The sequence below is a fragment of the Tahibacter sp. genome, from assembly GCF_035481375.1.
Taxonomy (GTDB): Bacteria; Pseudomonadota; Gammaproteobacteria; order Xanthomonadales; family Rhodanobacteraceae; genus Tahibacter.
The window spans coordinates 13,926-28,278 of sequence record NZ_DATIGT010000019.1 but is presented as its reverse complement, the minus strand read 5'-3'; the positions used below and the strand labels follow the sequence as shown (position 1 = coordinate 28,278).

Genomic DNA, 14,353 nt, shown 5'->3' with positions numbered 1-14,353 from the left:
CGCACCGGCCGCGGCGCCGCCCCCGGCGCGGGAACCCGTGCCGGCGTCCGCGTCGAATGCGGCCCGCGCCGCCGAGGCGGCCGATCTCGCCGCGGCGCTGCCGCCCGACGACGCGCCCGAGCCGGCGTCGCTGCGGCCACTGGTCGCGACGTCGCCGACCGACGGCGTCGTGCGCCTGCCGCGCACGATCGCGCTGCACGGCATCGACGACAGCGTCGCGCCGGGCCTCCTCAGCGCGCTGCGCGAGCGCGGTTTCGACACGCGCGCGACCGAGCGTTCCGAAGACCTGCTCGGCTTCCTCGAAAATGCGATTCCCGGTGCGCTGATTCTCGACGCGCGCAAGCTGCGCCTGTATGGCCGCGTGCGCGCGATCTACGACAAGCTCGCGGCCGAAGGCGAAGCGCTGCCGAGCCTCATCGTCGTCTCGCCCGACGCGGACCTCGGTCACCGCCTGCTCGCGATGCGCGCCGGCGCAGCCGGATTCTTCCAGGCGCCGGTCGACAGCCTGCGCGTGCTCGCCAAGCTCGACGAACTGCTCGCGCATACCGACGCGCCGGCCTGGCGCGTGCTGCTCGTCGCGCCGGACCGGCACAACGCGATCGACGCCGCGCGCGCGCTCGCCGAACGCGGCATGACTGCGCGCATCGTCGGCAACGGCCAGGGCACGCTGGGCGCGCTCGCCGAATTCCGTCCCGACGTCGTCGTGCTCGACTGCAATCTGCCGGACGTCGGCGGCATCGAACTCACGCAGATGATCCGGCAACAGCCCGAGTACGCGGCGATGCCGATCATTCTTGCCGCCGATGCGTCGGCGGTGAATCTGCGCTTCGACGCGATCGCCGCCGGCGGCGACGAATTCCTCGTCAAGCCGCTCAAGACGCGGCACCTGCTCAGCGCGGTGACGTCGCGCGTGCGCCGCGCGCACTGGCTGCGCGAGATCATCGGCAATCCGGACGGCCGCGACGCGCGCACCGGTCTGTATTCGCGCAACGTGCTCATCGAGAAGCTCGGCACGGCGCTCGGCGACCGTTCCGCGGCGCTGCTGACGATCGCGCTCGACCGCGCGGGCGAACTGCGCGAACGCATCGGCATTACCGGCCTCGCCGCGATCGATGCGCACGTCGGCAATCTGCTGCGCAGCCAGCTCGACGAACTCGATCTGCCGGCGCAATACAGCGACTTCCATTATCTGGTGCTGCTGCACCGGCGCTCGCGCAGCGACATCACCGGTATCGCCGAACGCCTGCGCTTTGCGCTGGCCGGCCAGCCGTTCATCTATCAGAGCCAGAGCCATCCGCTGACCGCAAGCATCGGCATGGCGCTGCTCGGCGGCGAGCATGCGAACGTCGACGAGGTCGTCACGAACGCGGAAGCCGCGCAGATCGCGGCCGCGCATCTCGGCGGCAACCGCGTGCTCTGGTTCGAGGCCAAGGAAGCCGCGCTGCTGCCGTCCGATCCGCTGCTCGCCGTGCGCGCCGTGCTGAGCCGGCCGCTGACCCCGGACCAGACGCAGTTCGATTTCCAGCCGATCGTTCCGCTGACGGGCAAGCTCAGCGGTCAGTTCGAGCTGAGCTTCAAGGTCAAGAGCACCACGCAGGCCGGCGTCGCCGTGGCCTACGCCGACCTCGCGCCGGTCGCGGCGGAATGCAACCAGCTCACGACGCTCGACCGCTGGCTGCTCGAACGCTCGCTCAGCGTGCGCGAGGAGCAGCTCAAGCGCGGACGCCAGTTGCGCCTGTTCGTTCCGCAGTCGGTCGCGACGCTGCTCGATCCGGACATTCCGTACTGGCTCGCGCGCGAGCTCAAGGAGCGTCATCTGTCGGGCACCGGCCTCACGCTCGAACTGCCGTGCTCCGAACTCATCGACGCCGGCGCGCGCGCGGCCGAGCGCCTCAAATTCCTGCACCAGAGCGGCGTGCGCGTCTGCCTCGTCGACTTCGGCCGCGACTGGGCCGCGGTGCACGCGCTGAAGAACCTGACCATCGACTTCGTGCGGCTTTCTGCGGGCCTCGTCGCCGAACTCGGCACCGCGAAATCGATGAGCGACACGCTGCTCGCGCTCGTGCGCAAGGCGCACGCCGCCGGCTGCGCGGTGATCGCTCCGGAAGTCGACTCGATCAACCGTGCGCACCTGCTGCTGCGGCTCGGCGTCGACTACGGTCTCGGACCCGCGTTCGCGCGCGCGTCGGCCACGCCCGAATTCGACTTCACCCGACCGCTCTGGTGAAAAAACCCGGCGCTCACGCGATGCCGGCGGGCATCGCGTGCCTGCATCGCGCGCCGGACGCGCGTCGCCGCATCGATCCGCGTCGGGCATCGCAGTGCGCCCGCACGCGCATGAGCGGTTACGCTAGCGCCGGTCCCTCCGCGCGGCACAGGCAATGACCGAAGTCACCCGAGACTCGCTGCAGCGCCGCTACGCCGATCTCGTCGATGCGGAACTGCTGCGGCGTCTGCATTCGGATGCCCTCACCGAACTCGCGCGCGAAGTGGCTGCGGCCGAAGCCGAATCGCGCGGGCTGGCGTTGACGAAGCCCGAGCCTCCGCGCGGTCCCGCCGTTCCCGACGAAATCGATTTCGCACCGGACGAATTCGAGCGAAATCCATACCAGCCGCCGCGCATGGCCTCAGCCGCGATGCCGGCTGCACGCCGGCCGCCTGCGCGGAACCGCGCCTGGGACATCATCTGGTTTCTGTATGCGGGCGGACTCGGCGTGTTGACCGTCGCCAGTCAAGTCTCACGCATTTCGCGCGGCATCAACGACGTTGCGCTCATGACGTCCGTCGTCGTCTGCATCGGCTGCGCCGGCATCGCCGGATGGCGCCTGCGCCGCGCATGGGTGCATTCGCTGGCCTGGGTAGCCGTGCTCGCGGTGAATCTCGCGGTGCTCGGCGTCTATTCCAAGCGGTCCTTCACCGAGCTTGCCGCGCTCGGCGATACGAACGCGTCACTCGTGCTGGGCTTCGGCTTCGCGGTCAGCATGTCGATCCACGTTCCGCTGATCTGGGGACTGCTGCGTTACGCCTTCCTGTCGCCGTCGATCTGGAACCGCCGAGCGGCACCTCGCGCAAACTGACGCGGCGTCACAGCATCCCGGTTTCGAGCTTCGCCACGTCCGACATCATCGCGTGCGTCCACGGCGGGTCGAACGTGAGCTCGACATCGGCCGCGGCGATCGTCGGGATGGCTTCGACCTTCGCGCGCACGTCGTCGACGAGAATGTCGCCCATGCCGCAGCCCGGCGCGGTCAGCGTCATGCGCACGCGCACTTCGCGCTCGCCGCTTTCGCCGCGCACGAGATCGCATTCGTAGACGAGGCCGAGATCGACGATGTTGACCGGAATCTCCGGATCGAAGCAGGTGCGCAGTTGCTGCCAGACGAGTTTTTCGACGTCGGCGTCGCTCGCGCCTTCCGACAGCTCGATGGTCGTCGGCGGTTCCTTGCCGATCGCATCGGCGTCCTCGCCCTTGATGCGGAACAGGTTGCCTTCGACGTACACGGTGAAGCTGCCGCCGAGCGCCTGCGTGATGTAGCCGATCTGTCCGGCCGGCAAGGTGACGGCCTCGCCCTGCGGCACCATGACTGCGGGGCAGTCGCGCTCGAGCTTGATCGGTTCGGAAGTGTGGCTGTATCCGGCCATGGGACGGTTCGGTTCCTGGCCCGTGGGGCCGGCAAAGACGACGATTATGCGGCCTGACGCCGGCCGAGGCCCAGTTCCGCGAGGCAGGCGCCGAACAGCTTCATGGCCGCCTCGATGTCCGCGGGCGGCAGGCTGGCGTAGCCGAGCAGCAGGCCGTTGCGCGAGGGCTGGCCCAGGAAATAGGGCTCGATCGCATAAAGTCCAAGGCCGCGCTCGGCCGCGAGCGCGATCAGGCGCTCGCACTGGCTGCGGCCGACCCCGGGCAGCCACGCGACCAGGTGCATGCCCGCATGCGTGTCGGCGACCTCGACCGCCGGGGCGTGGCGGCGCAGGCCGTTCAGCATCGCGTTGCGGCGCTGCTTCAGGGTCTTGGCCGCATCGCGCAGATGACGCTCGAAGCTGCCGTCGGCCATGAAGCGCGCGAGCGCGCCCTGCTCGATCGCGGGGCAGCCGCGGTCGCAGAACCACTTGGCCGCGACGAAGGCTTTGCGCAGGCCCGGCGGCAGCACCATGTAGCCCAGGCGCAAGCTCGGAAACAACGTCTTCGAAAAGCTGCCGATGTAGATCACGCGGCCGTGGCGGTCGAGCGACTGCATCGCCGCGAGCGGATGCGCGTCGTAGCGGAACTCGCCGTCGTAGTCGTCCTCGATGACCCAGGCGCGCTGGCGCGCCGCGTACTCGATGAGTTCGAGGCGCCGCGCCAGCGACATGACCGCGCCGGCGGGAAACTGGTGCGAGGGCGTGACGACGATGAGTCGCGCGCCGCGTTCGGGCAGCTGGTCGGTGCGCAGGCCGTCGGCATCGACGGGGACGGCCTCGACGCGCGCGCCGTGCGCCTGGAACACCTGGCGCGCGCCGCGGTAGTGCGGGTCTTCGAGGATCACTCCGTCGGCCGCTTCGACGAGCACGGTCGCGGCGAGAAAGAAGGCCTGCTGCGTGCCCGACACGACGAGCAGGTCTTCCGGCGCGCAGACGATGCCGCGGCGACGCGCGAGGTAGTCGCAGATCTGTTCGCGCAGTTCGGGCAGTCCCTGCGGATCGGGATAGTCCATTTCCGCATGTGCGGAGGCCTGCGCGAGCGAGCGGCGCCAGGCGCTGGTCAGCGTCGGATTCGTCAGCGGCAGGCCGTATTGGAGGTTGTAGCGCAGGCCGATGTACTGACGGCCCGGGATGATGTCGTCGAAGACTTCACGCGCACGCTTCGCATAGCGCGCGACCGGGCTCGTCGGCACGACGCGCGGCGCCGCGCGCGGCCGGCGCGCCGACTCGATGTCGGCGACGTAGCTTCCGGAACCGACCTTGCCGACCAGGAAGCCTTCCGCGTGCAGCTGCTCGTACGCGGCAAGGACTGTATTTCTAGAAAGATCCATTTCCCGTGAAAGTACACGCGTGGCCGGCAGCCGTGCGCCGGCGGCGACGCGGCCGGCGAGGATGGCCGCTTTGAGCGCCCGCGTGAGCTGCGCATAGAGCGCCCCGTTGCCGTCGAGTTCGAGATACACGATTGGCCCTTTCGCACGCTGCGATTGCGGTTCTAGTTGGAGCCAATTCTGAGCCAGATACTCGCCGCGTCAAGAGCCGGAGCACACCATGCGTCCAATTTCCCGCCACGAGGTCCGCCGCGGATGATCGTCTATCGCACTGACGTGATACCCGATGTGGCGACCGCGCGCGCCCTGTATGCCGACTGCTCGCTCGGCGCGCGCCGTCCGATCGACGACGACGCGCGCTTCGGCGCGATGCTCGCGCACGCGAACCTGACCGTGACCGCCTGGGACGGCGGGACGCTGGTCGGCATCTCGCGCAGCCTGACCGATTTCGGCTTCACGACCTACCTCGCCGACCTCGCGGTGCGCGATGCCTGGCAGCGCCACGGCATCGGCCGCGAACTGATCCGCCGCACGCAGCAGGCCGCGCCGCAGGCGAAGATCGTGCTGCTCGCCGCGCCGGCCGCCGTCGACTACTACCCGCGCGTGGGTTTCCGCCACCACGCGTCGGCGTGGCTGCTCGATCCGGACGACGCACTGCGCTGAACGTGCGTCGGCAAGACGGCCGCCGGACGGCGCGGCTATGATGCGCGCCCCGTCCTGTCCGACTGCGCTCATGCCGTCCTACCTGTCGTTGTGCCGTGACGAATCCCGTGCGCGCTGAGCGGCCGCTGCCGCCGGTCAATCCGCTCGGACTCGCGACGGCGCTGATGGTCGCGCTGGCCGGCGGCGCCGTCTGGGCGCTCGCCGCGCTGTGGCGCCAGGACGTGCTGGCCTATCTCGCGATGCCGCTCGGCTTCGTCATCGGACGCATCCTCGCGACGAACGGTCCGCGCAATGCCGCGTTCGCCGCGGTGTGCGCCGCTGCGTTCAGTGCGGCCGCATCGGCCTACGCGTTGTGGATGATCGCGAGCGGGCGCGTCGCGATGCTGCTCGGGATGCGCCTCACCGACATCTTCGGTGCGATCGGCATCGACCTCGCCTATGCGGTCGCCTGGGCACGCCTGAGCGGACTCGATCTCGTGTTTCTCGGCGCCGCCGCGATCATCGCCGCCGTCGCCGCGCTGTGGCAGCGCCACGGCGCCACGGCACCCGATCAATCGATCGGGCCGGCGAACTCGTAGCCGAACAGTTCCAGGTCGCGGCGATAGAAGTTGCCGACGAGCGTGCGCAGCTCGTCGTCGTAGTAGGCCGCATACGGCGCGTGGCTCGAGCTGTTGACCTTGCCCAGCGTATCGGCCGGAAACCCGAGCCGCGCGCAGACCGTTGCGTAATCCTGCTGCGCGCGTTCGCTGCGGCCGACGAAATCCATCGCCACACGGCCCTGCGCATCGACGAGCAGTTCGTGCTGCGGCCGGAACAGAAGGTGCTCGAACGGCGGCCGGTCGCGGATGAAATGCCGCATCACGCCGCGCGGATTCTGCGCGAATTCGCCGTTCTGGCGCGTCATGAAGGCGCAGTACGACACGAAGCGATCGAACGGATTGCGCACGAACGCGAACTTGAAATAGTCGCGGAACACCGCGCCGAGCACCGGCTCGACCTGCCGCACGCTCAGGTGGCCATGACCGAGCGCGCCGAGCTGCGGATCGTCGAAGCGCTTCGTCACGAACAGGCCGACCTGCTCCTGGTCGGCGTCGTCCATGTACGGACGCAGCGCCTGCCGCACCGAGTGCGTGCCGGTCTTCGGCACGGCGAAAAAGATGTAGCGGTGCTTGTGCGAAATGATCATGGCCGGGAGCCGGACGCAGTGCGGCGCAGGGGGCGCGGGAACCGGCGATTGTCGCACAGGCCCGACTTTCCGGACCCGCGACCGCCCTGCGTTGCCGCGACTGCGCGAATGAGGTGCCACCGCGCCGGATCGATTGCCGCGTCCGAACGGCGCCGCCGATACTCGGCGCGTCGCCCCACCGGCCCGCCGCATGCTCCGAGACGCCTTCGCCCACATCGAAAACGGCCGCTACCGCGAAGCGGAAGAGGCCTGCCTGCAGGCGCTCGCCGCCGACGCGGACGACACCGCCGCGTCGACGCTGCTCGCGTTGAGCTGGCAGGCACAGCAGCGGCTGGCCGAGGCCATCGCGCTGTTCGAGCGCCTGGCCGCGTTGCCCGGCGCCGGCTTCGAAGCGTTCAACAATCTCGGCAACGCGCTGCGCGAAGCCGGCCGCAGCGAAGCGGCGGACGGCGCGCTGCGCGCGGCGCTCGCCCGCAGCGGCGAGCATGCCGGCGTGCTGCTCAACCTCGGCCTCAACGCGCTCGACCTCGGCGATGCGGCCGTCGCGCAGCGCTGGCTCGAACGGGCGCTGCTGCAGGCGCCGCACGACGCCGAGATCCGCACGTATGCCGCGGCAGCAGCGTTCGAGCAGGGCGATCTCGCCAAGGCGCGCGCACTGCTCGCCCGCGACCTGCGCTGGCAGGACGTCGACACCGGCGTCATCGCCGAAGCCGCCTGGCTGCTGTTCCGTCTCGACGCGACCGATGCGGCCGACGCGCTGCTGCGCTTCGCCTTGGCGCGCGATCCGCGGCATCCGCGCGCGCTGCTGCGTCTTGCCGCGATCCACGAGCGCTGCAACCGCCTCGACGACGCGAACGCTGTCGCCGCCGCACTCGCCGCGCACGACGGCGCCGACGCGGCGTTCGCCGAGGATCTCTCGCTGCTGCGCGCCGCGCTGGCCTCGCGCGGCCGCGACGCACGTACCGCGCGCGCCCTGCACGAAGCGCTGCTCGCCGACGGCCGCGCATCGCTGCATAATGCAAACGTGTACTTTTCACTGGCCCGCGCCTGCGACCGCGACGGCGATCCTGCCGGCGCGATGCAGGCGCTCGAACGCGCACACGCCGCGCGCTGCACGCTGCTGCGCCGGCGCGCGCCGAAACTCTTCGACGCGCCGCCGCTCGCGGGTGCACGGCAGCGCCTCGACGCGCAGCGCGCGGCATGGACGCCCGATCCTGCAGCTCCCGACGCGGCGGCCAGCCCCATCTTCGTCGTCGGCTTCCCGCGTTCCGGCACGACGCTGCTCGAAACCATGCTCGACGCACATCCGGCACTGGCCTGCATGGACGAACGCGCCTACCTGCAGGATCTCGTCGAGTATCTCCAGGCCGGCGGTCTCGACCATCCCGGCGACCTCGGCCGGCTGACGCCGGGCCAGTGCGCCGCAATGCGCGCGATCTACCGCGAGCGCGTCGCCCGACATGTCGACTGGAACGCATCGACGCGGCTCGTCGACAAGAACCCGCTGAATCTGCTGAAGCTGCCGCTGATCCGCCGGATCTACCCGCACGCGCGCATCGTGCTTGCGCTGCGGCATCCGGCCGACGTCGTGCTCAGCAACTACATGCAGAACTTCCGCTCGCCGGTATTCGTCGCGCTCTGCGAGACGCTGCGCACGACGGCCGAGGGCTATGCGGCCGCGATGGATTTCTGGATCGACCAGCACGCGCTGCTCGGCGGCGACGTGTTCGTCTCGCGCTACGAAGATCTCGTCGCCGACCTGCCGGCGCGCGCGCGCGCGCTGACGGAATTTCTCGGCGTGCCCTGGGACGACGCGCTGCTGCGGCCCGACGCGCATGCGCGCGAGCGCGGCTATATTTCCACGCCGAGCTACGCGCAGGTCGCCGAACCCGTGAACACGCGCGCGATCGGCCGCTGGCAGGCCTACGCCGAATGGATCGCGCCGTTGCGGCCGCTGCTCGATCCGTATGCGCGGCGCTGGGGCTACGCCTGGTGAGCGAGCGCGATTCGCTGCGCCACTACCTGCGCTGCTACGACGACAATCTCGACGCGGCACTTTGCGCGCAGTTGATCGGCTCGTTCAACGCGCTGACGCGCTTCCAGCGCGGCAACGGCCGCGGCGTGCGTGCCGGGCTCGACGACAGCGCCTGGACGGAACTCGACATCTCGCCGCTGTCGGACGAGGCATTCCGCGGTTTCCTGATGACGCGCATCGACGAAAACGTCGCGCGCTACAACCGCGATGTCGGCCTGCGCATCGCGGTGCCGCCGATGCGGCGCATCAGCGAACTCGTGATCAAACGCTACCGCCCCGGCGCCGGCGAACGCTTCCAGCTGCACTTCGACGCGATCGACGCGGTGGCGAACCGCTATCTCGTGCTGCTCTGGTATCTCAACGACGTTGCCGACGGCGGCGAAACGCGGTTTCCGGATCTGCGACTCGACGTGCAGCCGCGCGCGGGCCGCCTGCTGATGTTTCCGCCGTATTGGATGTACCAGCACGAGGCGCCGCCGCCGCGGTCGGGGGAGAAGTATATTTTGTCGACGTATTTGCTTTTTCAGCCTTGAACGCCGACCGGAAAAGCGCGTCGCCCAGATCGTGTTTCCCCGCGGGCTTTTCGCGTCGGAATCGCCTCGATGTTGGGGTTCGCCTGCGGCTCACCACAACCTACCCGTGTTGATCACTCCCGCCGAATCGTCACGTCTCCGCTGAAACTGTCGACGGACACATCGCCGTCGCCGCCGCCGGCGGTGGCTTCGAGGCTGGAACCGGGACCATGCTCGGGCTTGCGGACGGTACCGAAGTCCGAGCGCAGCGTGCCGCTGAAGCTTTCCGCCCGGATCTTCGTCGAGACACTGGCCGGCAGGCTCAGGCGCACGTCGCCGCTCATGGTTTCGATTTCGATGCGGCCGCCGCGCTCGAGCGCGCCGCTGATCTCGATGTCGCCGGAAACGCTGCTCGCTTCGGTCTGCCTGAGCGGCGCGCTCGCGACCACGCGCAGGTTGCCCGATACGGTTTCCATGCGCGTCGCCGAGCCGACGCCGCGCGCGACGACGTCGCCGCTGACCGTCTCGATCGACACCTTGTCGGCCTTGCCGTCGAATTCGATGTCGCCGCTGACGCTTTCCAGGCGCAGGTGCGGACTCTGCACGGCCGACAGCCGGATGCGCCCGGACACCGAGTCGACCTGGACTTCGCCGCCAACGGTGTCGGCGATCGCGACTTCGGCGCTGACGACGCCGAGTTCGAGCGCCGCGGCGCGCGGAACCTTGAGATTCAGCACGGTCTCCTGCATCGCGGAATCGGAACCCCAGAGCCAGCCCTTGGACTTGTCGGGACCTTCGACGCGTACCGAAAGCAGACTCCCTCCGCCGTCGATCGCCAGACGTTTCACGCCTTCGCCGAGCGAGCCGGTGATGACGACCTGGTTCTTGTCCCAGGCGCTGACGTTGACTGCGCCCTTGACGTTGCTGATGTCGATGCGCGCGTTCGCGTCGACGTCGCGGGTTTCGTTGATGGGCGTGCCGGCCAGCGCGAGGCAGGGGGCAAAGAGCACGCTCAGAGCTAGCAATTTGATCTTCATGTGGTCTCCGGGACGGATCAGCTCGACGCTTGCCCCATGCGCGCAAGTTTCAGCCGTCGTTCGTTGGTGCGGTTGAGCAACCCGACGAGAAACACCGCGTCGGGCTGTTGCTGCAGCATCTGGCGAATCTCTTCCGCTGCGGCGTCGAGTTCGACGGCGGCGGCGGCCAGGCGCGGATCCTGCGTGCGCACCTGCTTGAACTGTTCGTCGACCGCGGCCATGGCCGCGACCGGATCGGATTTCGTCGAAGGCCGCACGGCCACGACGGTGTTCGACGGTGCCGAGTGCCGCTGCAGCACGCCGGCGACGAGCACGGCGAGCGCGACGCTCGCGGCAACGGCAAGGCCTGCGGCCCAGCGGCGCCGATGCGGTGCGGCGACCGGTACCGCGGCCTGCTCCGCCTCGATGCGCGAGGCGATGTCGAGCCAAAGATCGCGCTGCGGCTGCGCCGGACCGGACAGGTCGCGCAGCTGACGCCGCCACTGGAAGTCATGCTCGCTCATGCTGCCGCTCCGAGGAGTTTGCGCACCAGGCCGCGGGCCCGGTGCAGTTGCGCCTTGGACGAGCCGACCGCCATGCCGAGCTCGCTTGCAATTTCTTCATGTTTCCACCCTTCCACATCGTGCAGTACGAGCACGGCGCGCGCCCGCGGCGGCAGCTTGGCGACGGCCTGTTCCAGATCGGCGCGTTCGCCGGCGCAGAACGGAACGTCGCCGCCCGCGGCGAATTCGAGCACCTCGTCCTCGACCGCCTGCTCGTTGCCGCTGCCGCGCAGATCCATCAGCGCAACATTGACGCCGAGCCGGTACAGCCAGGTCGAGAACGCGCTTTCGAAGCGGAAACCGGACAGTTTCTGCCATGCGCGCACGAAGGCATCCTGCGTGAGTTCCTCTGCGCGCGCGTGGTTCATCCCGACGATACGCAATATCGCACCGTGGACGCGACCGACGTGCTTGCGATACAGCAGTTCGAACGCGCGGATGTCGCCGCTCATCGAACGCCGCACCAGGGCACCGTCGTCGGCAGCGGCTGCTGCGGGCGCCGACTCAGGCATCGCATGACTCATGGGGAGGCAGGCAGTATTCATGGTGCCGGCTTTGATGCCGGAACCGGACGCGGGGTTTAAACCGCGACCGCGTCGCGCAGCCGGGCGGCGGCGGCCAGAACCGTGGCGCAGTGGATGTCCACGATGTCGGCGACGTCCGCCGCATAACCGCCCGCCATGGTGATCGCGAGCGGCAGATCATGCCGCAGGCAGGCATCGAGCACCATGGCGTCGCGCATGGCCAGTCCCGCCTTGCTCAGCGCGAGCCGGCCGAGGCGGTCGTCGCGGAACGGATCGGCACCGGCGAGATAGATCGCCGCGTCGGCGCGGGCGGCCGCCAACGCGATCGGCAGGTGCCTGGCCAGCGCGGACAGATAGGTTTGGTCGTCGCAGCCGTCGGGCAGCTCGACATCGAGATCGCCGGTTTCCTTGAGCGCCGGATAATTGCGCTCGCCGTGCATCGAGAAGGTGTAGATGCTCAGATCGCCGCGCGCGATCGCTGCCGTGCCGTTGCCCTGATGCACGTCGAGATCGATGACGATCACGCGCCGCGCGAGGCCGAGCGCCTGCACATGCCGCGCCGCGACGATGGAGTCGTTGAACACGCAGTATCCGGCGCCGTGGTCCGCAAACGCATGATGCGTGCCGCCGGCGAGATTCACCGCGATGCGTCCGCCGCGCAACGCGGTTTCGAGCGCTGCCATGGTCGCACCGCTCGACCGGCGCGAACGCTCGATCATGTCGGCCGACCACGGAAAGCCGATCTTGCGCAGCTCGGCCGCCTCGAGCTCGCCGCGCGCGGCACGCGCGACATAGCCGGCATCATGGGCGCGGCGCAGATCCGCGTCGCTCGCAGGCGCCGGCTCGACGAGTTCGATGCCGTAGTCGCCGGCCGCCGCCGCAACGCGCTCGTAGAGCAGCGCGTATTTCGCCATCGGAAACCGGTGCTCGGGTGGCAGCGGCAGGACGAAGTGGTGGCAGTAGTAAGCGCGCATGCGAGGAACGGGTTCAGAGAAGTGAGAAACGAGTGCGGCGCGGAGCCCGCCACTCTTTTCTCACTCCTCGCCACGCTTTCCAGCGCTCAGCCCACCGCCACCTTGGCCTGCAGCGCCTCGGTCTCGGCCAGTTCGCTGCGCACGCGCGCGTGTTCGCGCTTGAGCGCATCGGGCGTGCGCGCGCCGAACGAATCGAGGTACTCGGCGATGCTCGCGTATTCGCGCGCCCAGCCGTCGCGATCGACCGACAGCAGCAGATCGAGTTCGGCGTCGCCGAGGTTGAGGCCCGAAAGATTGAGGTCTTCGCGGCGCGGCAGATTGCCGATCGGCGTCTCGACCGCGCCGGTCGTGCCCTTGCAGCGGCCGACGATCCATTCCAGCACGCGCATGTTGTCGCCGAAGCCCGGCCAGACGAACTTGCCGTTGGCCTTGCGGAACCAGTTCACGTGGAAGATCTTCGGCAGCTTCGTGTTCGGCCGGTCGAAGCTCAGCCAGTGGGCGAAATAGTCGGCGAAGTTGTAGCCGCAGAACGGCTTCATCGCCATCGAGTCGCGTCGCAGCACGCCGACGGCACCGGTTGCCGCCGCCGTGGTTTCCGAGCCCATGGCCGCACCGACGAGCACGCCGTGATTCCAGTCGCGCGATTCGAACACGAGCGGAACCAGCGATTCGCGGCGGCCGCCGAAGATGATGGCCGAGATCGGCACGCCCTGCGGATCTTCGGCGCGCGGCGACCAGCTGGCGCACTGCTTCGCGCTGACGGTGAAGCGCGAGTTCGGGTGAGCCGCGGGACCGTTGGCCGGATCGTAGTCGCGGCCCTGCCAGTCCTTGGCCGGCTTGCCTTCGGGCAGGCCTTCCCACCAGGGCTGGTGGTCGGCGGTTTCGGCGACGTTGGTGAAGATCGCATCGTGATCGAGCATCGCGAGTGCGTTGGGATTCGTGTTGCGGCTCGTGCCCGGCGCGACGCCGAAGAAGCCGGCCTCCGGATTGATCGCCCAGAGACGGCCGTCGGGGCCTGGCTGCATCCAGCAGATGTCGTCGCCGATCGTCCAGACCTTCCAGCCCGGATAGGCCGCCGGCGGAATCAGCATTGCGAGATTCGTCTTGCCGCAGGCCGACGGGAACGCCGCCGCGACATAGTGCGTTTCGCCTTCGGGACTCTCCAGGCCGAGGATCAGCATGTGCTCGGCGAGCCAGCCTTCCTGGCGCGCCTGCCACGAGGCGATGCGCAGCGCATGGCATTTCTTGCCGAGCAGCGCATTGCCGCCGTAGCCGGAACCGATCGACTTGATCGTCAGTTCCTCGGGGAAGTGCATGATGAAGCGCTTCGCCGGATCGAGGTCGCCGGTCGAATGGAGGCCCTTGACGAAACCGCCTTCGCGCTCGATGCGCGCGAGCGCCGCAGCGCCCATGCGGGTCATGATGCGCATGTTGGCCACGACGTAGGGGCTGTCGGTGATCTCCACGCCGCACCGCGCGAGCGGGGAGTCGATCGGACCCATGCAGTACGGGATGACGTAGAGCGTGCGGCCTTTCATGCAGCCGGCGAACAGCGCGTCGACCTTGGCGTGCGCCTCGACCGGATCCATCCAATGATTGTTCGGACCGGCGTCGTCGGCGTTGATCGAACAGACGAAGGTCAGGTGCTCGACGCGGGCGACATCGCTCGGATTCGAGCGGTGCAGGTAACAGTTCGGATGCGTCGCCGGATTGAGTTCGCTGAGGTCTCCGGTGTCGAGCATCAGTTCGACGAGCGCCTGATATTCGGCCTCGGAACCGTCGCACCAGTGAATCCTGTCCGGCTGCGTCAGACGGGCGGCTTCGTCCACCCATCGGTTCAACGCGTCGAGCTTGCTAGCCATATCCTGATC

At 68.9% G+C, this 14,353-nt stretch carries 14 protein-coding genes; 6 read left to right on the top strand and 8 right to left on the bottom strand.

Features of this window, described 5'->3' with window-relative positions:
- Both VLF18_RS01125 and VLF18_RS01120 read left to right on the top strand, forming a co-directional pair.
- Positions 1–2,227: EAL domain-containing response regulator (locus VLF18_RS01125; RefSeq protein WP_325277774.1), on the top strand; the 2,227-nt coding region annotated here is incomplete at its 5' end.
- Positions 2,228–2,381: 154 nt separating this feature from the next.
- Entirely contained in the window at positions 2,382–3,077 is a 696-nt protein-coding gene (locus tag VLF18_RS01120; RefSeq protein WP_325277773.1) for a hypothetical protein, read from the top strand.
- A 7-nt stretch (positions 3,078–3,084) separates the two neighbouring features.
- Here VLF18_RS01120 and sufT read toward each other — a convergent pair whose 3' ends face one another.
- Both sufT and VLF18_RS01110 read right to left on the bottom strand, forming a co-directional pair.
- Positions 3,085–3,642 carry a putative Fe-S cluster assembly protein SufT gene (sufT, locus tag VLF18_RS01115; RefSeq protein ID WP_325277772.1) on the bottom strand — a complete coding sequence of 186 codons (558 nt, stop codon included), beginning with the start codon at positions 3,640–3,642 and terminating at the stop codon, positions 3,085–3,087.
- Positions 3,643–3,686: 44 nt separating this feature from the next.
- Positions 3,687–5,141: a PLP-dependent aminotransferase family protein gene (locus tag VLF18_RS01110; protein WP_325277771.1), complete on the bottom strand. Its 1,455-nt coding sequence runs from the start codon at positions 5,139–5,141 to the stop codon at positions 3,687–3,689.
- A 123-nt stretch (positions 5,142–5,264) separates the two neighbouring features.
- On the opposite strand from VLF18_RS01110, the gene VLF18_RS01105 reads away from it, so the two are divergent.
- Entirely contained in the window at positions 5,265–5,672 is a 408-nt protein-coding gene (locus tag VLF18_RS01105; protein WP_325277770.1) for a GNAT family N-acetyltransferase, read from the top strand.
- Positions 5,673–5,779: 107 nt separating this feature from the next.
- A complete protein-coding gene (locus VLF18_RS01100; protein WP_325277769.1) occupies positions 5,780–6,250 on the top strand; it encodes a hypothetical protein in 471 nt (156 codons plus the stop codon).
- Here the strand turns inward: VLF18_RS01100 and VLF18_RS01095 are convergent.
- On the bottom strand, positions 6,223–6,858 hold the full coding sequence (locus tag VLF18_RS01095) for a sulfotransferase family 2 domain-containing protein (RefSeq protein ID WP_325277768.1): 636 nt from the start codon (positions 6,856–6,858) through the stop codon (positions 6,223–6,225). The genes VLF18_RS01100 and VLF18_RS01095 overlap by 28 nt on opposite strands.
- A gap of 190 nt (positions 6,859–7,048) precedes the next feature.
- On the opposite strand from VLF18_RS01095, the gene VLF18_RS01090 reads away from it, so the two are divergent.
- A complete protein-coding gene (locus VLF18_RS01090) occupies positions 7,049–8,854 on the top strand; it encodes a tetratricopeptide repeat-containing sulfotransferase family protein (RefSeq protein ID WP_325277767.1) in 1,806 nt (601 codons plus the stop codon).
- Positions 8,851–9,426: a 2OG-Fe(II) oxygenase gene (locus VLF18_RS01085; protein WP_325277766.1), complete on the top strand. Its 576-nt coding sequence runs from the start codon at positions 8,851–8,853 to the stop codon at positions 9,424–9,426. Before VLF18_RS01090 ends, VLF18_RS01085 begins: the two co-directional genes overlap by 4 nt.
- 113 nt (positions 9,427–9,539) lie before the next feature.
- On the opposite strand, the gene VLF18_RS01080 is transcribed toward VLF18_RS01085, so the two are convergent.
- The 5 genes from VLF18_RS01080 to VLF18_RS01060 form a co-directional block, all read right to left on the bottom strand.
- Positions 9,540–10,442: a DUF4097 family beta strand repeat-containing protein gene (locus tag VLF18_RS01080; RefSeq protein WP_325277765.1), complete on the bottom strand. Its 903-nt coding sequence runs from the start codon at positions 10,440–10,442 to the stop codon at positions 9,540–9,542.
- Between the two features lie 17 nt (positions 10,443–10,459).
- Positions 10,460–10,945: a hypothetical protein gene (locus VLF18_RS01075; protein WP_325277764.1), complete on the bottom strand. Its 486-nt coding sequence runs from the start codon at positions 10,943–10,945 to the stop codon at positions 10,460–10,462.
- Positions 10,942–11,496 (bottom strand): RNA polymerase sigma factor, encoded by a 555-nt coding sequence (locus tag VLF18_RS01070; RefSeq protein WP_325277763.1) that lies wholly within the window; start codon positions 11,494–11,496, stop codon positions 10,942–10,944. The genes VLF18_RS01075 and VLF18_RS01070 overlap by 4 nt, the downstream gene beginning before the upstream one ends.
- Before the next feature lie 68 nt (positions 11,497–11,564).
- On the bottom strand, positions 11,565–12,482 hold the full coding sequence (locus VLF18_RS01065; RefSeq protein ID WP_325277762.1) for a histone deacetylase: 918 nt from the start codon (positions 12,480–12,482) through the stop codon (positions 11,565–11,567).
- A gap of 86 nt (positions 12,483–12,568) precedes the next feature.
- Positions 12,569–14,344 (bottom strand): phosphoenolpyruvate carboxykinase (GTP), encoded by a 1,776-nt coding sequence (locus tag VLF18_RS01060; RefSeq protein ID WP_325277761.1) that lies wholly within the window; start codon positions 14,342–14,344, stop codon positions 12,569–12,571.
- Between the last annotated feature and the right edge of the window lie 9 nt (positions 14,345–14,353).